Below are 26,429 nucleotides of genomic sequence, written 5' to 3'. Positions count from 1 at the left end.
ATTCAAGTTCGACCCGAAATCCTAAAACGCTCACTTAAAAGGAGAGGATATGATGAGACATTTTATATCGGTTGATCAGCTAACAGAAAAGGATATTTATTCCATGATACAAAGAGCAGAGAGCTACCGAAACCAGAAGATGAAGGATTTGACTCGGCAATTGTTTACAGCCAATCTCTTTTTTGAACCTAGCACGAGAACAAAAATGAGTTTTATCGTAGCGCAACGAAAAATGGGATTTGAAGCACTTGATTTTCATGAGGACACATCAAGCGTACGAAAAGGAGAGTCGCTTTATGATACAGCAAAGACATTTGAAGCAATCGGAGCGAACCTTTTAGTTGTGCGCCATCCAGATGATAATTGGTATGAGGCGCTAGAAGGAAAGATTTCCATACCAATGATTAATGCAGGGGCTGGTAAGGCAGAGCATCCAACACAATGCATGCTCGACCTCTTGACGATTTATCAGGAATATGGACGGATCGAAGGATTGAAGATTGTAATCGTCGGGGACATCAAACATAGTCGAGTTGCTCACTCCAATGCAAAAGCACTTGCTAGATTGGGTGTAGAAGTATACTTATGTGCTGCTCCCGGATTTGAGGACCCAGAGCTTGAATTTCCTTATATTTCAATTGATGAAGCAGTAGAGATATGCGATGTTGTGATGCTTCTCCGAATTCAACATGAGCGACATGTGCAAAAAAATGAAACAAACAATTACTTGGATCTTTATGGATTAACAAAAGAAAGAGAAAAGAAGATGAAGGAGGAGGCAATTATTCTTCATCCAGCGCCGATTAATCGTGGAGTAGAAATTGATACCGATTTAGTAGAATGCAGGCGCTCACGAATTTTTAAACAAATGGAAAATGGTGTCTATGTAAGAATGGCAATTATGTCACACGTATTAAATGAATGGGGGATTATGAATGAAAACTTTATTGAAAAACGCCAAAAAGTTAGCAGCTACTAATGAATTCGAATTATGTGAAATTTTAATCGAAGGAAAACAAATAAAAGAAATTGCACCTATTATTTCTGAAGAAGCAGACGAGATAATTGATTTACAAGGAAAGCTTGTTTTGCCAGGATTTATTGATGTCCATATTCATTTACGTGAACCAGGTGGAGAGCATAAGGAAACAATTTTGACAGGGACAGAAGCTGCAGCACGTGGAGGTTATACGACAGTATGTGCTATGCCAAATACAAATCCGGTGCCAGACAGTAAAGAAGCATTGGAAGCACTATGGGGAAAAATTAACACGGATGCGAAAGTTCGCGTTCTCCCTTATGCAGCGATAACAAAGGGACTAAAAGGGGAAGAACGAACAAATATTAAGGAATTACAGGAACTAGGCGCATTTGCTTTTACCGATGATGGAGTAGGCATTCAAACGGCTGACCAAATGCTTTCCGCCATGAAGGAAGCTGCAGCATGTGGCGCAGCAATTGTCGCTCACTGTGAGGATAATTCAATTGTGTATGGTGGTGTCACTCATGATGGAGAGGTTAGTGAACGGTTAAACCTACCAGGAATACCTTCTTTAAGTGAATCGGTACAAATTGCAAGAGACGTACTGCTTGCAGAAGCTGCGAATTGTCATTATCACGTTTGTCATGTAAGTACAAAGGAATCTGTACGTGTAATCCGTGACGCAAAGCGAGCAGGTATCCATGTTACTGCGGAAGTCACACCACATCACCTACTATTAAATGAAGAAGACATTCGCGAAGCAGATACGAATTTCAAAATGAATCCCCCACTGCGTGCGAAAGAAGATCAGCAAGCACTAATCGATGGATTGCTTGATGGGACGATTGACTTTATCGCAACAGATCATGCACCACATGCAGCCGAAGAAAAAGCAAAAGGGTTTATCAAAGCTCCATTTGGAATCGTAGGACTTGAAACGGCATTCCCGCTTCTATATACACATTTAGTAGAGACAGGGAAGATTTCACTTCTGCAGCTAGTTAAATGGATGACGGCAAAGCCAGCAGACGTTTTTAACCTTCCGTATGGATCGCTTGAGGTTGGAAAGGTTGCAGATATTACAGTAGTTGACCTTGAAAAAGAAAATGTTATCGATAAAGACACGTTCTATTCGAAGGGAAAGAATACGCCATTCGACGGCTGGCGTGTTAAAGGTACCCCAGTCGTAACCATGGTAGAAGGAAAAGTAGTGTATAAGGAGGCAGTTCATGCGTAAAAGACAATTGGTTCTTGAAGACGGAACGATATTTATTGGTGAAGCGTTTGGAAGTGATTGTGAATCAAACGGAGAAGTTGTATTCAACACTGGAATGACTGGCTACCAAGAAGTAATAACGGATCCATCTTATTGTGGTCAAATTGTAACAATGACCTATCCAATTGTCGGAAACTACGGAATTAACAGGGATGATTTTGAAACAGTCACTCCTTTTATTAACGGATTAATTGTGAGAGAGGTGTGTGATGCACCGTCTAACTTTAGGCAGGAGGAGAACTTAGACCAATTTCTTAAAGCGCATGGCATTCCGGGAATCGCCGGGGTGGATACAAGAAAGCTGACCAAAATAATTCGAAAGCATGGAACAATGAAAGCTATTATTTCAAATGTAGATGTTTCATCAGAAGTGCTTATTGATCAAGCGAAAAATCTACTTCTCTCCACTGATCAGGTGAAAAAGACATCAACAGTTAAGCCGTATGTTGTTCCTGGACGTGGAAAGCGGATTATCATGGTTGATTTCGGTGCAAAACATGGAATCTTACGAGAATTAACGAAGCGTGACTGCCATATAACAGTAGTCCCTTATAATTACAGTGCAAAAGAAATTTTGCGGCTAAAGCCAGATGGATTAATGCTGACAAATGGTCCAGGAAATCCAAAGCATGTTCCAGAAGCAATTGAAATGATTAAGGTTATTTTAGGCAAGGTTCCGATATTCGGTATTTGTCTCGGTCATCAGTTACTAGCACTGGCATGTGGTGCAGACACAGAGAAGATGACATTTGGCCACCGTGGATCGAATCATCCCGTGAAAGATTTAAAGAATGAAAGAACGTACCTTACTTCACAGAATCATAGTTATGCAGTTAAAGCTGAATCGTTGAAACATACAGCACTTGAGCTAACGCAATTAGCGTTGAATGACAATTCCGTAGAAGGTATTCGACACAGGAATTACCCTGCTTTTTCTGTACAATATCACCCAGAAGCATCACCAGGACCTGAGGATACAAATGATTTATTTGATGTATTTTTACAGATGGTTGAAGAGGCTCAAGTGAAACGGGGGGAAGAAGTATATGCCTAAAAATACAGCAATCCAAAAAATATTGGTTATCGGTTCTGGACCAATTGTAATTGGCCAGGCAGCGGAATTCGATTATTCTGGTACACAGGCTTGTCAAGCATTGAAGGAAGAAGGATATAGTGTTATTCTTGCAAACTCAAACCCGGCAACGATTATGACAGACCATACGGTAGCTGACAAGGTTTATATGGAGCCATTAACAGTTGAATTTTTGACAAAAATCATTCGCAAAGAACAGCCTGACGCATTACTGCCAACACTTGGCGGACAGACTGGACTGAATCTAGCGATGGCATTAGACCAAAGTGGTGTTCTTTCCCAGTACAATGTGGAGTTGTTAGGAACAACATTAGAGGCCATTCAAAAGGCAGAAGACCGTGAGAAATTTAGAGATTTAATGCACGCATTAAAAGAGCCTGTTCCAGAAAGCAAGATTGTCAATACGGTGGAACAAGCGCTTGTTTTTGCCGCAGAAATTGGTTATCCATTAATTGTTCGACCAGCGTATACACTTGGTGGTACTGGTGGCGGGATGTGCTATAACGAGCTGGAACTAAAAGAAATAACGAAGAATGGGTTAGCGCTATCGCCTGCTGATCAATGTCTTATCGAACGAAATATCGCTGGTTTTAAAGAAATTGAATATGAAGTAATGCGAGATAAGAATGACCAGGCAATCGTCGTTTGTAACATGGAGAATGTAGACCCTGTCGGTATTCATACTGGGGATTCAATTGTTGTTGCACCATCACAAACATTAAGTGACCGTGAGTACCAAATGCTCCGAAATGCATCGTTAAGAATTATCCGTGCACTGTCCATTGAAGGTGGTTGCAATGTGCAGCTCGCGCTTGATCCGGATAGCTTTAATTACTATATAATTGAGGTAAATCCTAGGGTAAGCAGATCATCTGCATTGGCTTCTAAAGCAACGGGTTATCCAATTGCAAAAGTAGCTGCCAAAATTGCTGTTGGGTATACACTTGATGAAATTATCAATCCGATAACTGGTACGACGTATGCATTATTTGAACCAGCACTGGATTACGTTGTAACGAAGTTTCCTAGATTCCCATTTGATAAATTTACAGCTGGTGACCGCAAATTAGGAACACAAATGAAAGCAACTGGAGAAGTGATGGCAATTGGACGTAATTTTGAAGAATCTTTATTAAAGGGTATCCGTTCTTTAGAGCTAGGAACTGAAGAACTCTGGTTGAAATCACTAACGAATCTCTCCAAAACAGAACTCATAGAGCGTATGGAAAAGGCAGATGATGAACGGATTTTTGTTATCGCTGAAGCATTTCGCAGGGGAATGACAGTGGAACGAATTTTTCAGTTAACAAAGATCGATCGTTTCTTTCTTGTGAAATTCGAGAAGTTAGTAAAGCTTGAGCAAGAATTGCAGGAACAGCACTTTTCAAAAGAAATTTTGAAAAAGGCAAAACGTGTTGGAGTCTCTGATGCACAAATAGCAAGAATGTGGAACATATCAATAGATGAAATTTATACATATCGAATGAATGAGAATTTGAAGCCAGTTTATAAAATGGTGGATACTTGTGCAGCTGAATTTGAATCAGCAACGCCTTATTTTTACAGTACATACGAGGATGAAAATGAATCGATTGCATCAAATCGTAAAAAAATTCTAGTCCTTGGCTCTGGACCAATTCGAATTGGTCAAGGAATCGAATTCGATTATGCGACTGTTCATGCGGTGCTTGCGATTAAAGAAATGGGCTACGAAGCTATTATTATGAATAATAATCCAGAAACGGTTTCTACCGATTTTAGTATCTCTGACAAGCTTTATTTTGAACCATTGACACTTGAAGATGTTATGCATGTAGTGGACTTGGAGCAGCCAGAAGGAGTTATCGTACAATTCGGTGGTCAAACAGCAATTAATCTAGCTGCGGGATTAGAGCGAAGGGGCGTTGCTATTTTAGGTACTAGCTTGGAAGCAATTGATCGTGCAGAGGATCGTGATAAATTCGAAACATTACTAGATGAATTGAATTTACTAAGGCCAATGGGCAAAGCTGTCCAGAAGCTGGAACAAGTTTTGGAGGTTGCAGACGAAATTGGCTATCCAGTACTTGTAAGACCTTCCTATGTGATTGGTGGAAGCAGGATGGAAATTGTTTATGATGACGAAGAGTTACAAGCCTATCTAAGAAAGACAAATCATTTAAACGCAGAGCACCCAATTTTAATCGATAAATACCTTACTGGTATTGAAGCTGAAGTTGATGCTATAAGTGATGGCGAAACAACGATTATACCTGGGATAATGGAACATATTGAACGTGCTGGTGTACATTCTGGTGATTCCATGGCAGTCTATCCACCACAACGGCTCAGTGATTCGGTAAAACAAAAATGTATGGCAGCTGCTGAACAGATTGCTAAAGCACTTCATGTAAAAGGATTGATTAATATTCAGTTCATTATTCGTGGAGAAGACGTATATATTCTTGAAGTCAACCCACGAGCAAGTAGAACAATTCCGTTCCTAAGCAAAATTACAGGTGTAACCATGGCAGCTATTGCAACAAAATGTATTTTAGGAGAAAAATTGAAAGCTTTAGGCTTTGAGACTGGCATTCTACCAGAAGATAGCAATGTATCTGTAAAAATCCCAGTATTTTCCTTTGAGAAACTCCGAAGTGTTGATACGTTCTTAGGACCTGAAATGAAATCAACCGGGGAAGCAATCGGTTATGATAAGACACTGGAAAAGGCATTGTATAAAGGATTAATTGCTGCAGGCTATACTGTCCCACAAGATGGTGGGGTCCTATTAACAGTGGCGGATAAGGATAAAGCAGAAATGCTGAAAGTCGCTGAACGTTTTCATCAACTTGGATTCGTGCTTTATGCAACAGAAGGCACGGCTGCATATGTAAGAGAAGCAGGAGATTTCCCAATTATTGAAGTAGCAAAAATTGGATCAATCGAACCAAATGTACTTTCGATTATGGAGAATGGGGATGTTCAATTTGTAGTAAATACTCTTAATTCGGGTAAAAAGCCAAGGTCAGATGGTTTCTTAATTCGTAGGCAGACGGTTGAACATGGTATCGCCTGTTTAACAAATTTGGATACTGCAAATGCCATTTTAAATGTGATTGATTCAACAACATTTAGCGCAAAACCAATAGGAGAAAAAGAGGCTATAAGACAATGATACAAAAGGAAAAAATGATAATTAAATCTGTAACGAATATTGCACTGGATACAATTGAAATGGTACTTGAAAATACGTTTATTAGTAAAACTGCTATTCCGGGTCAGTTTTTGCATGCTTCAATTGAGGGACATACCTTGCGACGTCCTATTTCCATTGCGGATATCGATCGAGAAAAAGAAACAGTTACCATCTTATTTAAAATTTTAGGTAAAGGTACCGAAAAGCTTGCAACCTATCAAGCTGGTATGTCCTTTAATGTACTTGGTCCGAGTGGAAATGGGTTTCAGATTGAGGATAAACAAGGAACATATCTTTTAATAGGTGGTGGGATTGGCGTTCCTCCATTGTACTACCTTGGGAAAAAACTTGCAGAAAAGCAATGTCAGGTCATTTCAATTCTTGGATTCCAGACAAAAGCAAATGTATTTTATGAGGAAAAGTTTAGAGCACTTGGAGAGACCTTTATTGTGACAAATGACGGTTCATATGGTGAAACAGGTTTTGTTACGGACATCATTGAAAGAGCTGGGGACTTTGATTCTTACTTTTCCTGTGGACCAGTTCCAATGCTTAAAGCAATTACGAAAAAACTTCCTACAAAACCTGGATTAATTTCCTTGGAAGAGCGGATGGGCTGTGGAGTTGGAGCATGTATGGCATGTGTTATTCCCACAAATGACGGGAAAAGCTATCAGAAAATCTGCAGTGATGGACCAGTATTTCATGCGCAGGAGGTATCCTTATGACAAATCTAGCAGTACATTTACCCGGTCTTGAGTTGAAAAACCCGATCATGCCTGCATCAGGATGCTTTGGATTCGGAAGAGAATATAGTACATTTTATGATTTAAGCAAGCTTGGTGCAGTTATCATGAAAGCAGCAACTGGAACAGAGCGTTTAGGCAACCCAACTCCCCGTGTTGCAGAAACAGCATCTGGCATGTTGAACGCAATTGGTTTGCAAAATCCTGGAGTGGAAAACATCATTGAAAATGAAGTTCCATTTCTTGCAGCATACGATACAAGTATCATTGCCAATATTGCTGGCAGTACGACAACTGAATATGAAGCAGTTGCTCGTGCATTTAACGAAACAGAGCTTGTACATGCTATTGAGTTAAACATTTCATGTCCGAACGTAAAAGAAGGCGGCATCCAGTTTGGAACGGATCCAGCAATGGCAGCGACAGTCACTGAAATTGTTAAAAATGCTAGCAATCTTCCGGTTTATGTGAAGCTCTCACCAAATGTTACTAATATAGTTGAGATGGCGAAAGCGGTAGAAGCAGCAGGTGCAGATGGTTTATCAATGATTAATACATTGACAGGAATGCAAATGCATTTGCAGTCAAGAAAACCATTGATTGCGAATAAAACAGGCGGTTTGTCTGGTCCAGCTATAAAACCAGTAGCAATTCGTATGATATATGAAGTGAGACAGCATGTTAATATTCCGATTATTGGAATGGGCGGCGTGACAAATGCAGAAGATGTGCTTGAATTTCTATTAGCAGGAGCAAGTGCTGTAGCTGTCGGTACAGCGAATTTTTCCAATCCGTATATATGTCCTGAAATTATTGATGCATTGCCAGCAACATTAGAGCGCTATGGATTTGATTCAGTGGAAGAAGTAATTGGAAAGGGGATTATACCCGTATGAAGGAGAAAATTTACTTAGCATTAGATTTTCCAAATTGGCAAGCTACAAAGCAATTTCTTGATAATAACCAGCTTTACGGCATACCTGTGAAAGTTGGAATGGAGCTATTCTACCATGAGGGCCCTGCTGTTATTAAGAAGCTTAAAGAACGGAACCATCCTATTTTTCTTGATCTGAAATTACATGATATACCAACGACGGTAATGCGTGCTATGAGAAATATCGCTAGTCTAGGGGTGGATATGGTTAATGTACATGCTCTTGGTGGAGGTGAAATGATTCGTTATGCAAAAGAAGGGCTTGTTAGTAGTAACAATGAGAAGATCCCGAAACTAATTGCTGTTACGATTTTAACCTCAATGGAGCAGCAAACACTGAATGAACAACTAAGAATTTCGGGTAATGTGGTTGATAATGCTGCTTATTTCGCAGCTGTTGCCCATGATAATGGTGCAGATGGTGTCGTCTGTTCTGTGCATGAAGCGATGTCAATCAAGGCATTATGTGGAGATACTTTTTTAACTGTAACGCCAGGCATTCGTTTGGCAGATTCAGATAAAAATGACCAGAAACGGATTGCAACTCCGAGCTTCGCCAAGGACAATGGTTCAGATTACATTGTCGTCGGCAGAAGTGTCACAAAGTCGTCGAATCCGTATGAAGCATATCAGCAAATAGTCGAGGAGTGGAAGCATGGCATTAAAGGATGAATTAACAAGGGAGCTATTAGAAATAAAAGCAGTACAAATTAATGCAAATGATTACTTTACATGGACATCGGGAATCAAGTCGCCGATTTATTGCGATAACCGTTTGACGATGTCTTACCCAGCTGTACGTAAAAAAATCGTAACTGCGTTCGCTGAAAAAATCGCTGCAATGGAGGAAAAACCGGATATTATTGCAGGCTGTGCAACTGCTGGAATCCCTCATGCAGCGTGGCTAGCTGAAAAATTAGACCTTCCAATGGTTTATGTACGTTCAAAGCCAAAAGGACATGGGAAGGGAAATCAAATTGAAGGAAAAATATCCAGAGGACAAAAAGTACTTGTTATTGAAGATTTAATTTCCACTGGCGGATCCTCCATCGAATCTGCTACAGCACTCCAAGCAGAAGGAGCCGACGTTCTAGCTGTCTTTGCAATCTTTACATATGGATTAAAAAAAGCAACAGATCAATTTGCAGCTGAAGCAATTACCTTTGATACGATAACAAACTTTGATGCGTTAATAGAAGCGCTTGTAGAAGACGGCAAACTGACTACAACCAATAAATCTGAATTACTAGAGTGGCGTAATAGCTTATAGTGTTTGATTTAAGTTTATTATAAGAAAGAAACTGCGAACTAACTTCTCGGCTGTTTTCTTCAAGTATGTGCAATAATCGCCGTCCGGGATCGCTTCGGGCGGATGCTTTCCGTGGGCACGGCTTCAGCCTCTCCGGAAGAAACCCACTTCCGGTGAGTCTTCAGACACATGCTATTCCCACTGGAGTCACCGCCCTGCGCTCACCCGGACTGGAAGCGCATCGATATCGTGTTTAATAATACCACAAGTAATAATTGGTGAGCATATACTAGCGAAGTATATTTCCGGAGCGGGTAGACGCACAATCCATTTAAATACACTAATCCACAGTTTATATAAAATATAAATAAAGCAATATTTATTTTGTTACAATCCTAGTTCACGTATTACTTTTCATACAATGCCATCCATTCATCAATTGCAAAGGATTGTATATCGCCTTCTGCATTAAATTTAAATTGATAATAATTCTGAATAGTTTCAGGTGCGTCATTAAGGTAGTGGGATACTTTTTCTATTTTGTCTGTAGAATCAAGAGTTCGGTGGACCCATTCAGCATATGGAAGAGTCTTTTTTCGCTTTGTTTCTTTTAACAGTTTTAATTTATTTCTTTCAAGCAACGACTTCCATTCGGGTATTTTTCGAGAACGAATATGGCTATCATCACGCATCTTTTCAAGGGCATTAATGAACGCATCATAGTGCTTATTTTCGGATGCAATATTGTCGATGAAAAGAAATTTTCCCGAAGGCTTTAAAACGCGTTGTACTTCATCAATGAATTTCCCCGCGTCTGGAAAATGATGTGCAGCAATACGGCAGGTAACGATATCAAAATAATTATCGATAAATGGTAAATTTTCCGCGTCAGCAATAACATAATGCGTATTCGTTAAATCACTTAAATAATTGGCTGTATTTTCTAGCATTTCCTTTGTAATGTCAGTGGAAATTACTGTTTTAACATATGGTGATATAGTCTTTGTAACATGCCCTCCGCCTGTTGCAATATCTAATGCTACCATGTCTGACTTTAGCTCTAACCATTCCTTTAACAGCTCTAAATCGGTACCGCCAGCATGTGTACTGCTCGTTACATAGGCTTCTTTATTTTTGCCGAATATTTCCTGCACTTTAATTTTTTCTTTCATAATATTTCCCTCCTTCTATAAAGTTGAGATTATTCTTATATTTATTTTATGCTTATATGTGCGATAAGTAAAATACTGATATATAATCAATAGTAATCATAAAAAGTTATCAGGGGGTTTCTAATGAAAATCGATGACTATGAGTTACTATTGAAATTGAATGAAGTTGGAACAATTAGAGGGACAGCAAAGCTAATTCTTATTTCACAGCCAGCTGTAACACAGCGTTTAAAATTCATTGAAGCGCACTTTGGAGAGATGATTTTTATACGAACATCAAAACGGCTTATGCCAACACCGAGTGGTGAAATTATTTTAGAGCATGCGAAACAAGTTGTTGAAAGAGAAAGAGAGTTAAAGAATAAATTATCAGAGACAGGAAAAGATATCCAGGGAACATTGTCAATTGCTTGCTCGTCATTAATAAGTCAACGATTTCTCCCAGCCATTCTTGGGGAATTCACTGCTGCGCACCCGAAAGTGGCGATTGATCTTGTTACAGGAATTAGTGAGGATATAAAAAGAGATCATAAAAAATACCATGTTTGTATCATTCGTGGTGAAAAGTTGAAGGAAACAACATCCATAAGACTTTTTGATGATCCATTATATATGTTTGACACAGAACCCTTCCCTGATAATAAAATAAAAGAACGTCCGCTTATTTCGTTTAAAAGTGATGACAGTATGCATGAACTAGTAGATAATTGGCTTTATCATCACCAAGATCAAATCAAACCATTGAAAACAATGACCGTAGATCAAATTGAAACATGTAAGCAATTTATGAAGCAGGGGATTGGCATGGCGGTATTACCTAAAAGTGTATCCTCTTCATTGATGGATACATATCCGCATATCCCACTAGAGTTAGACGGAGAGGTTGTAGCACGCTATACGTGGCTTAGCTACCAAGAAGGAATCAGCAAGCTGCCACAAGTTGATGAATTTATAGCAGCACTTACGAATACGACTTTTCTCACATGATGGCGCTTAAATTCTGCCATTCGATCATGATTTTCCAGACGATGTTTAACAATGGTGTGGAAAAGGAATGGTATACGTAAATACGGGAAAGGGGAGTGAACGTTAATGAGCGATGTAATTTTCACTGCAAAAGCAACAGCAACAAATGGACGCGATGGTCATGTAAAATCAGATGATGGCTTAATCGATTTGGAACTAGTTAATCCCGCATCAAATAAAGATGATAAGCAAGGTTCAAATCCAGAGCAATTATTTGCAGCTGGTTATGCAGCTTGCTATGATGGAGCGTTAAATTTAGTTGCATCAAAGCAAAATCTAAAAATTGATTCAGAAACAACAGCAGAGGTAAGTTTTATGAAAGATGAAACAGATAATGGATATAAAATTGGTGTGACATTAAATATTGAAATCGAAGGATTAAATCCAGAGGAAGCCCAAGATTTAGCAGAACAAGCCCATCAGGCATGTCCATATTCAAAGGCTACAAGAGGAAATATTGAAGTGAAATTAAATCCACAAGTAGTATAATATTGTTGTTTATATTTAAAAACGCTTCGACGATAATAAGTGGTTGTAATTATTCCACGAAAGTTAAAGCTATAAAAAGCTGACTCTAATTCATTTTCGGAAATGATTTCGAGTCAGCTTTTGATTTTCTCGATTCTGTCACTATTTTTTTTTACTTAATTTGTCGACAGTATCTTTGGATGGTGTAACATAGATTGTTTTTTGGTTATCGTATGTGACATACCCTGGCTTGGCCCCATTAGGTTTTTTAACATGTCTTATTTTCGTATAATCGACCGGAACAGAGGATGAATTCTGCGACTTACTGAAATAGGCAGCTAGTTCAGCAGCTTCCAAAAGTGTTTGTTCACTATACTCTTTTGTTCGAATGATAACATGGGAACCTGGAATATCTTTTGTATGCAGCCAAGTATCATCTCTGTGGGCAAGCTTCATGGTGGCATATTCATTTTGCTTGTTATTTTTTCCTACGACAATTATAGTACCATCAGACGCCACATACGTTTCAGGTTCTGGTATTCTTGGTTTGTTTTTGTGTTTAGCGCTAAATTTTTGCTTTTTCAAGTATCCTTCTTCACGCAGTTCTTCACGTATTTCTTCTATATCTTCGACCCGTGCAACGTCGATCTGTTGCAGTAATTGATTAACATAATTTATTTCTTCTTCTGTACGGATGATTTCTTTTTCAACCACCCGTTTTGAGTTTTTAAGCTTCTGGTATGTCTTATAAAATCCTTGAGCATTTTCACTCGGTGATTTATTTGGGTTGAGCTCGATTGTTAGCTCTCTTTGATCCGGATCATAATAATCAATCACATTGATGCTCGGGTCTCCTTGTTTAACAAGGTGCATATGTGCAGTAAGTAGTTCTCCCATCTTTTGATAATGCTCTGCTTTTTCTGCCTTTTTAATTGTTTGCTGATGCTTTTTTAATTTACGTTCATTTTTGCTTTTTTCGTTTTTGATAAAACGATATAAGTCTTTCGCTTGTTGTTTAACTCGATCACGCTCTGCTTTTCCGGAAAAAAAAGAATCCAACATCTTATTAACCGATTGAAATTCGGTAGTCTCTCCATTGAAAGCAGAGATTGGAATAACGTGAAAATCTTCTTTGCCGGCTCGGTAAATTGCCGGTGTGTAATCATGATCGAGTAGCTGCTGCTGCACTTCCGCAAATTTTTCAATATAAACCTCATTAGACCCGAAATTGGTACGCGCTACAATTTCCTTTGTAATTAATGGGGAGAACCCTTCCAAGATTCCGACCATTTGCTGATCAATTTTTCCAGCATTGAAATCAAGTTTCCGTATCAATTGTTCTCCGTCAATTTCAAGTGGGTTTAATTTATTTTGTGAAGGAGGCAGTTTATAAACTTGCCCCGGTAAAATCGTACGATATCGATTTTGTGCCATGGAAATATGCTTGATGCTATCAATAATATGTCCTTTTTCTTTATCAACAATCATTACATTACTATGCTTTCCCATTAACTCAACTACGAGTAATTTATGACTTATATCTCCAATTTCATTCCGTGTTTTTAACGTGAAGGTTACAATACGTTCCATGCGAAATTGTTCAATTGCTTCAACAATGGCTCCTGAAAGATGTTTTCTTAAAACCATGCAAAACATTGGCGGCTCTTTTGGGTTCGTGTATGTATCTTCTGTTAAATGAAATCTTGCATAGGTGGGGTGAACAGAAAACAATAAGCTATGATTTTTTCCTTGGCTTCTAATCGTAAAAACTAACTCCGTCTGTGTTGGCTGATATATTTTATTGATTTTCCCATGTACTATTTCTTCTTGTAATTCTTCTGTTATTGCTCTCGTTACAATTCCATCGAATGGCATAACATCACCTCAAAAGCAATTATAGCATTTTTTTGGATGAGTATGCATAGATATGGAATTAGCTTGTACTATTTAAATGCCGGAGGAATGCAGATGAATTGGTATCAGTTAGATGCAGAAAAGGTAGAGGAGAAGCTTCATGTATCAGCAGACAGAGGGTTATCAGGAAAGCAGGCTAATGAGCGGAGAAAACAATATGGTGAAAATATTCTGGAAGCAAAGAAAAATACATCCAAATGGTTGATCTTCCTTAAGCAATTTCAGGATTTTATGGTCCTTGTTTTGCTCGCTGCTACGCTAATAGCTGGATTGCTTGGAGAATTTGTTGATGCTATTGCGATTATGGTTATCGTATTAGTCAATGGTTTTATCGGTTTTTTCCAGGAACAAAAGGCAGAAAATTCCCTGGAAAAGCTAAAAGAATTATCAGCTCCAATGGCAAATGTGCTGCGTAATGAGAGCTGGGAGAAAATATCCTCAAGAGAAGTAGTTGTAGGGGATATTGTTAAGGTAAATAGTGGAGACCGTATTCCTGCTGATATTCGTATTATTCGATCAAATGGGATGGAAACAGAGGAATCCGCACTAACTGGTGAGTCTCTTCCCGTTGCGAAACATGCAACAGCAATCATTAAAGATGATCTGGATGTACAGGATCAAGTCAATATGGGCTTTATGGGAACACTCATTACAAGAGGCTCAGGTGTAGGTATCGTTGTTGGAACTGGTATGAACACGGTGATGGGGCAAATTGCATCTTTGATGGCGAATACGAAAAAAATGATTACACCACTAGAAATGAAACTAGCAGAGCTCGGAAAGATATTAATCGTTGTCGCTATACTCCTTACTGTACTTGTTGTAGGCCTCGGAGTGATACAAGGACATCCAATGTATGAGATGTTTCTGGCAGGGGTTTCGTTAGCGGTTGCTGCGATACCAGAAGGTTTGCCGGCAATTGTGACAGTAGCCTTGTCACTAGGTGTGCAACGTATGATTCGTAAAAAAGCACTTGTAAGAAAATTATCAGCTGTAGAGACGCTTGGCTGTGCATCGGTGATTTGCTCAGATAAGACGGGAACAATGACTGAAAACCAAATGACTGTTAAGGAAATTTTCCTGAATGGGGAATACCTTTATGTTTCGGGAGATGGCTATCAGACTCAAGGTGACTTTTTCCTGCATCGTGAGAAAGTAGAGCCTTCATTGCCAAATTTAGAAACGATGCTTTCATATGGAATGCTTTGCAATAACGCTTCGATAGTAGTGAAAAAAGGGAAAAATTATATTGATGGAGATCCAACGGACGGTGCACTTCTTGTTGCGGCAAAAAAACTCGGACTGACAGATGAGCTTGGTAAAAAATTTCGGATCATTAAAGAGTTTCCATTTGATTCAGACCGAAAACGAATGAGTGTAGTCCTAGAAGACGAAAATCAAATGCGCTTTTTAATAACGAAAGGTGCACCGGATGTACTCTTACCTAGATCAGCCTTCTATATGGATAAAGATAGTCGAAAGCTATTAAATAAGGAAAACAAAGCACTTATTGAAGGTGCAATAAATGAGATGGCAAATAAGGCCTTACGAACAATTGCCATTGGTATGAGAAACATTTCAAATAATATGTCACTAGATTCAGCTCTATTGGAAGATGAATTGACGCTTATTGGTTTATATGGTCTGATGGACCCTCCAAGAAAAGAAGTAAAGTCTGCAATTAGAGAGTGTAAGGAAGCTGGAATTAAAACAGTTATGATTACAGGTGATCATGTCAATACAGCTAGAGCAATTGCCGAAAACCTACAGCTGCTTCCGACAGATGGACTTGTCCTTGAAGGGCATCAGCTTAATCGAATGTCAACAGAGGAGCTTAGCAATGTAATCGAGGATACGTATGTCTTTGCTCGGGTTACACCAGAGCATAAGTTAAAGATTGTAAAAGCTTTTCAAGAAAAAGGACATATTGTTGCAATGACTGGAGATGGCGTTAATGATGCACCAGCAATTAAAGCAAGTGATATCGGGATTAGTATGGGTGTTACTGGTACAGATGTAACAAAGGAAGCGTCTTCCTTGATCTTAATGGATGATAATTTTGCTACAATCAAGTCCGCTATTCAAGAAGGAAGAAATATCTATGAAAACATTCGGAAATTTATTCGATATTTACTTGCTTCTAACGTAGGTGAAATACTTGTTATGCTATTTGCGATGTTACTAGGAATGCCTTTACCACTTATTCCGGTACAGATTCTATGGGTGAACTTAGTAACAGATGGTCTTCCGGCAATGGCCCTTGGGCTAGACCAAGCGGAAGAAGATGTGATGAAGCGTTCACCAAGGAATCCTAGGGAAGGTATTTTTTCAAGAGGTCTAGGCTATAAAATTATTAGCAGAGGGATTTTAATCGGGATTGTTACGTTGATTGGATTTATGATTACGTATCAAAATAATCCGGACAATTTAATGTTTGCTCAAACAACTGCTTTCTCAACACTTGTTCTGGCACAGCTAATTCATGTGTTTGATTGCCGGAGTGAACATTCTGTATTTGCTCGAAATCCTTTTGAGAACATTTATCTTGTTTTTGCAGTAATTTCATCCTTGCTTTTATTATTAGTAGTCATATACTGGCCGCCTTTACAGCCGATTTTCCATACTGTCAGTCTATCATTGAGAGATTGGTTGCTAATTATCGGATTAAGTGCAATCCCAACCGTTTTATTCGGCTTCACAAAAAAATAAACATCATTATACTGCCCGAAAATGTGTCTAACTTACATTCTCGGGTTTTTTATTTCAGTTCTTGCATCGTACTTGAAAGAAACTCCGAACTAGTGATTATTTGCTTAATCTGTGGAACAATCGCCGTCAGGGATCGCTCCGGGCGGATGCTTTCCGTGGGCACGGTTTCAGCCTCTCCGGAAGAAAACCACTTCCTGCGAGTCTTCAGACACGTGCTGTTCCCACAGGAGTCACCGCCCTACGCTCACCCGGACTGTTTAGAGCATGACCTTGTTCAGTGTATTCTATTAATAATAAGCAGTGAGCCAATACTAGCGTAGGAAATATACGTAGACTCCTGCGGGAGGAAGGGCATCGGTGAGACTCCGTAGTGCGGTAGCACAAGGAGGCTCACCAGCCCCCGCGGAAAGCGAAGTATATTTCCGGAGCGGATATACGCACAAACATTATGTGTTAATTCGAAGTTTATATCTATTATATAATGTAAAATAAAGGAAGCTTACCGATTTGAATGGTATAATAGGTTTATAATTCTTGAGATTAACGTATAATAAAGGATGGATGTGATTGACATGCCGTTAAGCATGACGGGTTATGGAAGAAAAGTATTACATATCGAAAATACGATGGTTACAATTGAAATTCGCAGTGTGAACCATCGGTTTCTTGATATAGCAATCAAACTACCACGGACTTTTTTATTTTTAGAAGATAAACTAAAAAAAACCGTTCAATCTCAGTTTACTCGAGGGCGAATTGAGGTTTATATAAGCATTGAAGGAGATGGGTTTTCCAACCGAACGCTACAAGCAGATTGGGAATTAATAGATCAGTATGTGACTCATCTCGACAGAGCAAAGCAAAAATACCACTTGAATGGTGAGATTCCACTAACAGTTTTATCATCAATGCAAGACTTTTTTCATATTAAGGATACTGGTGGTTCTTTGGAAAAAGTACATCAGCTTATTCTGGAAGGAACATTGGATGCATGTAAGCAAGTTTCGGTTATGCGACAGGAAGAAGGAGTCTATTTAACAAATGATTTGACAGAAAGGCTCCGTTCAATCACTGAAACGGTGTTACAATTGCGTACGAAAAGAGATATCGTACGTAAGGAATATCAAGAAAGAATTATGGAACGTATTCGTGTTTATGTAGATGATGAAATTTCTAAAGATGGGAAATTCTATCAAGAAATTGTCTTGCTGGCAGAAAAAGGGGATATTACAGAAGAAATAACAAGACTATTAGGTCATATCGAGCATTTTGAGAGAACGATGAATAGCAAGGAAGCCGCAGGTAGAAAACTTGACTTTATTATTCAAGAGATGCACCGAGAAGCAAACACAATTGGTTCAAAATCAACTGATGTTTCAATCAGTGAATGGACAGTTTCGCTCAAAAGTATGATCGAAAAAATGAAGGAACAAGTGCAAAATATAGAATAATAAAGGCTTTGTCTGAAAACCATTGTGAGCAAATATAGTTAATATAAAATAATGCTTCAATTCATATCAAATTCCTTGAAAGATATGCAATAAACCTTTACTGTTTTATTTTTTAGTGTAAATTTCCACTAGGATAAAGTATAATATAGATAATCTTGCCTTGATAATAAGATTGTATATAGATTTTTTACGGTATGTGAATAAAATATATAAAAAACAAAGCGAAATTTGTTGGCAGATAAGTTAGTCTAAACCTTTCTTATTTGCATAAGTGCAATGAAGGCATTTACTGGTGCATGCCAAGTTTTCTAAGAACTTTTGCAAGGGGGAAGTCAGTTGAGCTTGAGTTTAATTAATATCGGTTTTGGAAATGTGGTGTCGGCAAATCGTATTATTTCGATTGTGTCACCAGAATCTGCACCGATAAAACGGATTATTACAGTGGCTAGAGAAAATAATAAATTAGTAGATGCTACATATGGAAGACGAACTCGCGCTGTGATCATAACAGATAGTGACCACGTCGTTCTATCTGCTGTTCAGCCGGAGACGGTTGGACAACGGGTAATTAGCAATGATGAAATTTCAGATGAATAGATTATCCATCTATTCTTTAGAGCTTTAGGAGGTACTATGTTGATTGAAGAGAAAGGGATTTTATTTATTCTTTCTGGTCCTTCAGGTGTTGGTAAAGGAACAGTAAGAAAAAAACTATTTGAGGAAGCATCGGAACTGCAATATTCCATTTCGATGACAACAAGAGATATACGCCCGGGTGAACTCGATGGAATCGATTATTTTTACAAATCCATTGAAGAATTCGAGACGCTAATAGAGCAAAATCAGCTATTAGAATATGCGAAATATGTAAGTAATTATTATGGTACTCCACGTAAATATGTTGAAGAAACGTTAGCCAAAGGGCAAGATGTCTTTTTGGAAATTGAAGTGCAAGGTGCCTTACAGGTAAAAGAGAACTTTCCTGAGGGCGTATTTATTTTTCTTTTCCCGCCGAGCCTCGAAGAACTTAAAAATCGTATTGTGAATCGTGGTACTGAGTCACAGGAGTTAGTGGTTAATCGATTGAAGGAAGCTCGAAAGGAAATTGAAATGATGGATGCTTATGATTATGTTGTTGTAAATGATCGTGTTGAGCATGCGGTAGACAAGGTAAAAGCAATTATTAAAAGTGAGCATTTAAAACGAGAACGAGTTGCTAAACAGTATAAAAAAATATTGGAGGATGAATTAAAATGATGTTAGAACCATCAATTGATGCATTGCAAGAGAAAATAAAATCAAAATATACACTTGTTACGTTGTCAGCAAGACGAGCAAGAGAATTAAGTGATACAAAGGATATGATGATTGAAAAACCAAAATCTCATAAGTATGTTGGAATGGCGTTGGAAGAAATAGAAGCTGAAAAATTATATATTGCAAAAGATAATAAATAATGAAGTTTACCCTCCGTTCTTTTCTCACGGAGGGTATTCTTGTCATTGCGTCATTTATAAAGTAGCTTTATACAAGATATATGTATTGCGATATGTTATAACTAAATTAATGCAATAGTTGTAGTGTGATAATAAAAAATGCGTCTTGAACGAATGAAAAAAACAGAAGATATACTGTTCTTTAATTGACAGAAAACCAACTGAGCCTAAGGGTAGTGCTTATAATAATTAATAGTGTAACTACATATCATCGCATTTGAAGGCAATTGCGAACTAACTGCTTTGGTAGGAGCAACTGTCGCCGTCCGGAATCGCTTCAGACGGATGCGCACCTTAGCGCACGGCTTCAGTCTTTCCGGAAGAAAACCACTTCCGGTGAGTTTTCAGACACGTGTTATTCCCGCAGGACAAGGAATGCTCCGTCAGCTTTTACATCACACGAAGAAAATTGGTTTTTATTTTAGAGGAGTCACCGGCCTACGCTCATCCGGACTGGTTAGAGCGACGCTTTTGTTTTTGATAACGTTGTTGTAATAGCCAATAAGCCAGTACGAGCGAAGTGTATTTCCAAAGCAGTGCAAAAGCTCTATACCCCATCGCACATTTGTTCGCAGTTTAATCCTGTTATGTAAAAACAACAACTTTATTTTGATAGGAAAAGTACTCGTAGTCCAATTTTTTACTAAACTTGCTTAAGTACAAGGATAGTATGTTTTAGGGATGTTTCCAACTAGATATTAGGTTTGAAAGGGGTAAAATAAATGGTTAATCAAAAAAATATTCTACTCGGAGTTTCTGGTGGAATTGCCGTGTATAAAGCATGTGCGCTTGCCAGTAAATTAACTCAAAAAGGCGCAAATGTGAAAGTAATGATGACAGAAAGTGCAGCTAAATTTGTTTCACCATTAACGTTTCAAGCTTTATCAAGAAACCCTGTATATATTGATACATTCGATGAAAAAAACCCAAAAAAAATTGCTCATATTGACGTTGCAGATTGGGCAGATATTGCAATTATTGCACCCGCGACCGCAAATATAATTGGTAAACTTGCAAATGGCATTGCTGACGATATGTTATCAACAACACTATTGGCTACGGAAGCGGATGTTTACATTGCACCTGCAATGAATGTTCATATGTATGCCCATCCTGCAGTTATACAAAATATGAAACAACTTGAGGATTGGGGCTACCACTTTATCGAACCTGGAGCAGGTTACTTAGCCTGCGGGTATGTTGGAAAAGGTCGATTAGAAGAACCTGAAAGTATAATTGCAGCAGTTGAAAGTCATCAGCTTAAAGAGCAAATGCTTGCCGGAAAAAAGGTGCTAATATCGGCTGGTCCAACACGTGAAAAGGTTGACCCTGTACGCTTTTTTACAAATCGTTCCTCAGGAAAAATGGGTTATGCACTTGCAGAAGTTGCTGCAGAACTAGGTGCTGAAGTGACACTTGTTTCTGGTCCTGTTTCGGAGCGTATTTCACACCCAAAGGTTAAACGGGTTAGCGTGTTGACTGCTGAAGATATGTATAAAGCAATGCACGCACATTTTGCAGACCAAGATATTGTGATAAAAGCTGCTGCTGTAGCAGATTACAGACCAAAACTTGTACATGAACAAAAAGTTAAAAAACAAGATGGTAATTGGCAAATTGAAATGGAGCGTACGAAAGATATTCTAAAATCACTTGGTGAAATGAAAACAAATCAATTCTTGGTAGGGTTTGCTGCTGAAACAAATAACCCACTCGAATACGGAGAGAAAAAGTTATTGCAGAAGCATTTAGATGCCATCGTTGTGAATGATGTATCAGCAGAAGGTGCGGGTTTTGAAGGGGATACCAATATGGTGACCTATTTAAATAAAGCGATGCATCAAGATGAGGTTTCTATAGCTTCAAAAAGGGAAGTAGCAGCAAGAATCTTAGAATTTATTGACCGTGATATGAAGGATGAATGAATTTGAATATAGCTAGAGTTATTGTTGATGTACCGTCAAGTTCAACGAACCAAACGTTTGACTATGTAATACCTGAAAAATTTCAAGAAATGCTTACAGTAGGGATGCGTGTAATTGTCCCCTTTGGCCCCCGTAAAATCATGGGGTTTGTTGTAGATAGAGTAAGTGAATCTTCTTTTACCAAACTAAAAGAAATCATAAATGTTTTAGATTTCACACCAGTGTTGACAGAAGAATTGCTTGAACTCGGAAAATGGGTGGCCAATGAGACGCTTAGCTTATCGATTACTGCATTACAAGCAATGCTTCCGCAAGTATTAAAGTCGACCTATGAGAAGGAACTTGTGCGTATGACAGAGGAGCAGCTTCCTGAAGCGTTTGAACTATTATTTGCTGGTCGAGACTACATTCCATTTGCGGAGTTTGAAGCAGCCTCTATTCGTTACTACCAGCTTCAAAAGTTAATTGAAGCAGGAGATATTTCCGTTGATTATCTTGTGAAATCTCGTATTACCAAAAAGCATGTAACAATGGTTAAACCTACAAAAGATATGTACTTGTTAGAGGAAGCATTACACGATTTAAACAAAAATGCGAAAAAGCAAAAACTCCTCCTTTCGTTTTTTATGGAATATGAAAAGCCGATTGAACAGCAGGAATTATTAAAGAAAGTAGGGACCACCAAAAGTACAGTTAAGACGCTCGTTGATAAAGGTTTGCTGGAAACCTACCAACAGGAAGTAATGCGTGACCCGTATCAAAATCGTGAATTCGAGAGAACAACACCACTGACTTTAACCAAACAACAAGAGGAGGCAATTGCACCGATTAATGATGCAGTTCAAGCGGACAAGCATGATGTTTTCCTGATTCATGGGGTTACAGGCAGTGGTAAAACAGAAATTTATTTACAAGCGATTCAAGAAGTCTTGAATAAAGGGAAAGAAGCAATTGTACTTGTGCCGGAAATTTCATTAACACCGCAAATGGTCAACCGGTTTAAAGGCAGGTTTGGCTCCATGGTTGCTGTAATGCATAGTGCGCTTTCAGCAGGAGAAAAATATGATGAATGGCGCAAAGTTCAGCGAAAAGAAGTGAAAGTCGTTGTCGGGGCTCGTTCAGCCGTTTTTGCTCCATTCGAGAATTTAGGAATTATTATTATTGATGAGGAACATGAAACGACCTATAAACAAGAGGATCAGCCACGCTATCATGCGCGTGATGTTGCTATTCATCGCGGGAAAACCAATAGCTGCCCAGTTATTTTGGGAAGTGCCACTCCAGCTTTAGAATCTTATGCAAGAGCCAGTAAAGGCGTTTACCAGCTAGCAACTTTAAGTGAGCGGACGAATCAGATGGACATGCCGGAAGTGAAGATAGTTGATATGCGGCAGGAGTTACATGCTGGAAATCGTACAATGTTTTCCAGAGACTTAATGGAAAAGATGGAACAATGCCTTGAAAATAGGGAACAAATCGTATTGTTGCTTAACCGAAGAGGCTATTCAACTTTTATCATGTGTCGAGACTGTGGACATGTAAAAGAATGTCCACATTGTGATATAGCTTTAACGTATCATAAAAACAGTAATCAAATGAAATGTCACTATTGTTCTTATGAAGAAAGGGTACCTGTTGTCTGCCCAGAATGTGAAAGTGATTTAATTCGCTATTTTGGTACAGGGACACAACGTGTGGAGGAATCATTAACAAAGCTTCTACCTGAAGCAAGAGTGATTCGTATGGATGTTGATACTACTAGAAGAAAAGGCGCACATGAAAAGCTGTTAAAGCAATTCGGGGAAAAGCAAGCAGATATATTATTAGGAACACAGATGATTGCGAAGGGGCTAGACTTTGAGAATGTTACACTAGTTGGTGTTCTGACAGCAGATTCAATGCTGCACCTTCCAGACTTCCGTTCATCAGAGAAAACATTTCAACTGTTAACGCAAGTAAGCGGTCGTGCTGGAAGGCATGAACTTCCTGGAACGGTAATCGTTCAAACATATACACCAGAGCACTATAGTATTGAGCTGGCAAGTCAGTATGACTTCCAAACCTTTTATAAACGGGAAATGGCTATGCGTAAAGCTTTTCAATATCCACCCTATTATTTTTTAGCACTTGTAACGGTTTCTCATGAGAATCAAGTGAAAGCTGTCCAGACAACACAACAAATTGTCCAAATGCTTTCGCAGCATGTCGGAGATGGAACGGTATTATTAGGGCCGACACCGTCTCCTATTCCGCGGATCAAAGATAGATATCGCTATCAATGCATGATAAAATATAGAAACGAACCAAACTTACGAACCTATTTAAATAAATTAAAAGCTATTTTTGCAGACGACATACGGAAAAACGATTTGCTAATTACCGTCGATATGCAACCTTACCATATGATGTAAGACAAGCTATTGAATAGAAAGAAGGCTATAAAATGAAACGAATTGTTTTTATGGGTACACCGGATTTCTCTGTTCCGGTTTTACAAACACTAATTAATTCTGAATATGAAGTTGTGCTAGCTGTTACACAACCAGATCGTCCTAAAGGGAGAAAGCGTGTTATTACGCCTCCTCCAGTTAAAGTAGAAGCAGAGAAAGCAAATATTCCAGTATTTCAGCCAGAAAAACTTAAGGATGAATACGAAGAAATTCTATCCTACAATCCAGATTTGATCGTAACTGCTGCATATGGCCAGTTGCTGCCAAACGAATTGCTTGAAAATCCACCATATGGCTGTATTAATGTACATGCATCATTATTACCAGAATTGCGTGGTGGAGCTCCAATCCATTATGCAATCATGGAAGGAAAGAAAGAAACAGGAATTACCATTATGTACATGGTTGAAAAATTAGACGCTGGAGATATTCTCACGCAACGAGCAGTTCCGATTGAACGAGATGATCATGTTGGGTCAATGCATGATAAATTATCGCAAACAGGCGCATCGCTTTTAATGGAGACCTTGCCAAAGCTCTTCTTAAATGAATTGCAACCAAAAAAACAAGACAACTCAAAAGCTACGTTTGCATCAAACATTAAAAGAGAACAGGAAAAAATTGATTGGAACCAAGATAACATCGCTATTTACAATCAAATCCGCGGCATGCATCCATGGCCAGTTGCATTTACGACATATGAAGGAAATGTGATGAAAATCTGGTGGGGAAATCCCGTTGAGACACTATACGACGGAAGAACTCCGGGTGAAATTGTTGAAAAAATAGGTACAGAAGGATTTGTCGTTGTTTGTGGGAACCAAAAAGGGATAAATGTAACAGAAATTCAGCCCGCAGGCAAGAAGCGAATGTTTGTAAAAGATTACCTGCAAGCTTCAGAAGATCGTATTAAAATTGGAACGGTATTAGGTGAATAATATGACAGTATATCAGCTGCGAAACACAATTCTGGATTTATTACTTCGCATTGAGAAAGATAGTGGATTCAGCCATTTACTAATCGACAATGAGATGAAATCCAAGCGAATTGCTCCAAAAGATGAAGGGCTATTAACAGAAATTGTTTATGGTACAATTCAGCGGAAAATGACTTTAGACTATTATTTAGACAGTTTTGTGAAGAAAAATAAGAAAATGGATGCCTGGGTTCGTATGCTATTACGAATGTCTGTGTATCAAATGGTTTACCTAGATAAAGTTCCTGATCATGCAATAATTCATGAAGCAGTGGAAATTGCAAAACAGCGTGGTCATAAAGGAATTGCTTCTTTTGTTAATGGTGTATTACGTAATATACAGCGTAACGGTGTACCAGATATAAAAGGGATCAAAGATGATGCAAAAAGGCTCTCTATCGGGACAAGCCATCCCGAATGGCTTGTGGAACGATGGATGACAATGTATGACTATGAAACGGTTAAAGCGATGTGTGAAGCCAATCTGACGAAAAAGCCGATTGCCATTCGAATTCAACCGATGAAGATTACGAGAGAGAAAGCGATGCGCAGTTTAGAAGATCTTGGCTTTGAAACAAAAGCATCTCTTTTTTCAGAACAAGGTATTATTGTGGAAAAAGGGAACATTCTGCATACGGAATTGTTTCGACAAGGCTATGTAACAATTCAAGACCAAAGCTCGATGCTTGTTGCAGAAATGTTAGAAGTAGAACCAGGCATGAAAGTACTGGACGCATGTAGCGCACCAGGCGGTAAAGTAACGCACATCGCTGAAAAAATGCGGGATGAAGGGGATATTCATGCATTTGACCTGCACAAAAAGAAAGTTAAGCTTATTGATGATAAAGCGCATCAACTGGATTTGACGATTATTGATGCTAAACCTGGCGATGCTAGAAAGCTTGATGAACTCTATGAGGAAGCTACCTTTGATCGAATTTTGATTGATGCTCCTTGCTCTGGATTAGGAGTAATCCGTGGAAAGCCAGAAATCAAATATCATAAAAACGAAGAAGATATCAAAAGGTTAGCGGTAATTCAATCGGAAATACTTGAACATGTAGCACCATTGCTTAAAAAAGACGGATTGTTGATTTATAGCACATGTACAGTCGATGTGTTAGAAAATGAAAAAGTAGTGCAAAATTTCCTAGCTAATCAGCATGACTTTCAAATCGATGAAACGTTTTTTGAAACATTACCAGCTACATTAAAGTATGCACAAGGAATAACTGATATTGGTCTACAGTTATTTCCTCATGATGGGACGGATGGATTCTTCTTAACACGCTTGAAAAAAAATTAATAAATTTGGTTCTTTTATTGGGAAAATTGTGCAATACTTTAAATGACGTTTTTAACCTGAAAATAACACGTAATTTA

At 38.6% G+C, this 26,429-nt stretch carries 21 protein-coding genes; 19 read left to right on the top strand and 2 right to left on the bottom strand.

Features of this window, described 5'->3' with window-relative positions:
• Window positions 1–52: 52 nt before the first annotated feature.
• Genes MHH64_RS15600 through pyrE form a run of 8 tightly spaced genes read left to right on the top strand, consistent with a single transcriptional unit; the run spans window position 53 to window position 9,479 of the window.
• Window positions 53–979, top strand: a complete 927-nt coding sequence (locus MHH64_RS15600; RefSeq protein WP_095308522.1) for an aspartate carbamoyltransferase catalytic subunit — start codon at window positions 53–55, stop codon at window positions 977–979.
• Window positions 936–2,219 carry a dihydroorotase gene (locus MHH64_RS15595; RefSeq protein ID WP_340002001.1) on the top strand — a complete coding sequence of 428 codons (1,284 nt, stop codon included), beginning with the start codon at window positions 936–938 and terminating at the stop codon, window positions 2,217–2,219. Before MHH64_RS15600 ends, MHH64_RS15595 begins: the two co-directional genes overlap by 44 nt.
• A complete protein-coding gene (locus MHH64_RS15590; RefSeq protein WP_095308524.1) occupies window positions 2,212–3,312 on the top strand; it encodes a carbamoyl phosphate synthase small subunit in 1,101 nt (366 codons plus the stop codon). The genes MHH64_RS15595 and MHH64_RS15590 overlap by 8 nt, the downstream gene beginning before the upstream one ends.
• Window positions 3,305–6,508: a carbamoyl-phosphate synthase large subunit gene (carB, locus tag MHH64_RS15585; protein WP_340002000.1), complete on the top strand. Its 3,204-nt coding sequence runs from the start codon at window positions 3,305–3,307 to the stop codon at window positions 6,506–6,508. Before MHH64_RS15590 ends, carB begins: the two co-directional genes overlap by 8 nt.
• The gene (locus MHH64_RS15580) at window positions 6,505–7,257 is read left to right on the top strand and encodes a dihydroorotate dehydrogenase electron transfer subunit (RefSeq protein ID WP_251658691.1); all 753 of its coding nucleotides are present in this window, start codon (window positions 6,505–6,507) and stop codon (window positions 7,255–7,257) included. The genes carB and MHH64_RS15580 overlap by 4 nt, the downstream gene beginning before the upstream one ends.
• Window positions 7,254–8,171 carry a dihydroorotate dehydrogenase gene (locus MHH64_RS15575; RefSeq protein ID WP_340001999.1) on the top strand — a complete coding sequence of 306 codons (918 nt, stop codon included), beginning with the start codon at window positions 7,254–7,256 and terminating at the stop codon, window positions 8,169–8,171. Before MHH64_RS15580 ends, MHH64_RS15575 begins: the two co-directional genes overlap by 4 nt.
• Entirely contained in the window at window positions 8,168–8,881 is a 714-nt protein-coding gene (gene pyrF, locus MHH64_RS15570) for an orotidine-5'-phosphate decarboxylase (protein ID WP_095308529.1), read from the top strand. The genes MHH64_RS15575 and pyrF overlap by 4 nt, the downstream gene beginning before the upstream one ends.
• Entirely contained in the window at window positions 8,865–9,479 is a 615-nt protein-coding gene (gene pyrE / locus MHH64_RS15565) for an orotate phosphoribosyltransferase (protein ID WP_251658697.1), read from the top strand. Before pyrF ends, pyrE begins: the two co-directional genes overlap by 17 nt.
• Window positions 9,480–9,865: 386 nt before the next feature.
• Here pyrE and MHH64_RS15560 read toward each other — a convergent pair whose 3' ends face one another.
• The gene (locus MHH64_RS15560) at window positions 9,866–10,630 is read right to left on the bottom strand and encodes a class I SAM-dependent methyltransferase (RefSeq protein ID WP_251658699.1); all 765 of its coding nucleotides are present in this window, start codon (window positions 10,628–10,630) and stop codon (window positions 9,866–9,868) included.
• Window positions 10,631–10,753: 123 nt separating this feature from the next.
• Between MHH64_RS15560 and MHH64_RS15555 the strand changes: the two genes are divergently transcribed.
• Together MHH64_RS15555 and MHH64_RS15550 are read left to right on the top strand one after the other, a co-directional pair.
• Window positions 10,754–11,617 (top strand): LysR family transcriptional regulator, encoded by an 864-nt coding sequence (locus MHH64_RS15555; protein WP_340001998.1) that lies wholly within the window; start codon window positions 10,754–10,756, stop codon window positions 11,615–11,617.
• Window positions 11,618–11,722: 105 nt separating this feature from the next.
• Complete coding sequence (locus MHH64_RS15550) at window positions 11,723–12,145, top strand: organic hydroperoxide resistance protein (protein WP_095308533.1); 423 nt, start codon at window positions 11,723–11,725, stop codon at window positions 12,143–12,145.
• 141 nt (window positions 12,146–12,286) lie between these two features.
• On the opposite strand, the gene MHH64_RS15545 is transcribed toward MHH64_RS15550, so the two are convergent.
• Entirely contained in the window at window positions 12,287–13,999 is a 1,713-nt protein-coding gene (locus MHH64_RS15545; RefSeq protein WP_340001997.1) for an NFACT RNA binding domain-containing protein, read from the bottom strand.
• A gap of 93 nt (window positions 14,000–14,092) precedes the next feature.
• Here MHH64_RS15545 and MHH64_RS15540 point away from each other — a divergent pair, with 93 nt between their 5' ends.
• From MHH64_RS15540 to rsmB, 9 genes are all read left to right on the top strand, one after another.
• Window positions 14,093–16,747, top strand: a complete 2,655-nt coding sequence (locus MHH64_RS15540) for a cation-translocating P-type ATPase (protein WP_340001996.1) — start codon at window positions 14,093–14,095, stop codon at window positions 16,745–16,747.
• A gap of 572 nt (window positions 16,748–17,319) precedes the next feature.
• Window positions 17,320–18,198 (top strand): YicC/YloC family endoribonuclease, encoded by an 879-nt coding sequence (locus MHH64_RS15535; protein WP_118888947.1) that lies wholly within the window; start codon window positions 17,320–17,322, stop codon window positions 18,196–18,198.
• Between the two features lie 336 nt (window positions 18,199–18,534).
• The gene (locus MHH64_RS15530; RefSeq protein WP_095308538.1) at window positions 18,535–18,795 is read left to right on the top strand and encodes a DUF370 domain-containing protein; all 261 of its coding nucleotides are present in this window, start codon (window positions 18,535–18,537) and stop codon (window positions 18,793–18,795) included.
• Between the two features lie 39 nt (window positions 18,796–18,834).
• Window positions 18,835–19,455 (top strand): guanylate kinase, encoded by a 621-nt coding sequence (gene gmk / locus MHH64_RS15525; RefSeq protein ID WP_340001995.1) that lies wholly within the window; start codon window positions 18,835–18,837, stop codon window positions 19,453–19,455.
• Window positions 19,452–19,655 (top strand): DNA-directed RNA polymerase subunit omega, encoded by a 204-nt coding sequence (rpoZ, locus tag MHH64_RS15520; protein ID WP_095308540.1) that lies wholly within the window; start codon window positions 19,452–19,454, stop codon window positions 19,653–19,655. Before gmk ends, rpoZ begins: the two co-directional genes overlap by 4 nt.
• Before the next feature lie 761 nt (window positions 19,656–20,416).
• Window positions 20,417–21,619 carry a bifunctional phosphopantothenoylcysteine decarboxylase/phosphopantothenate--cysteine ligase CoaBC gene (coaBC, locus tag MHH64_RS15515; protein WP_095308541.1) on the top strand — a complete coding sequence of 401 codons (1,203 nt, stop codon included), beginning with the start codon at window positions 20,417–20,419 and terminating at the stop codon, window positions 21,617–21,619.
• Window positions 21,620–21,621: 2 nt separating this feature from the next.
• The gene (gene priA / locus MHH64_RS15510; RefSeq protein WP_095308542.1) at window positions 21,622–24,030 is read left to right on the top strand and encodes a primosomal protein N'; all 2,409 of its coding nucleotides are present in this window, start codon (window positions 21,622–21,624) and stop codon (window positions 24,028–24,030) included.
• 32 nt (window positions 24,031–24,062) lie between these two features.
• Window positions 24,063–25,007 carry a methionyl-tRNA formyltransferase gene (gene fmt / locus MHH64_RS15505; RefSeq protein ID WP_095308544.1) on the top strand — a complete coding sequence of 315 codons (945 nt, stop codon included), beginning with the start codon at window positions 24,063–24,065 and terminating at the stop codon, window positions 25,005–25,007.
• Between the two features lies 1 nt (window position 25,008).
• The gene (rsmB, locus tag MHH64_RS15500) at window positions 25,009–26,352 is read left to right on the top strand and encodes a 16S rRNA (cytosine(967)-C(5))-methyltransferase RsmB (RefSeq protein WP_095308545.1); all 1,344 of its coding nucleotides are present in this window, start codon (window positions 25,009–25,011) and stop codon (window positions 26,350–26,352) included.
• Window positions 26,353–26,429 lie beyond the last annotated feature (77 nt).

It is taken from the genome of Oceanobacillus sp. FSL K6-0127, from assembly GCF_037983385.1.
GTDB lineage: Bacteria > Bacillota > Bacilli > Bacillales > Amphibacillaceae > Oceanobacillus > Oceanobacillus profundus.
Note: the sequence above shows the minus strand (reverse complement) of the source record. Positions and strands in the feature narration are given on the sequence as shown.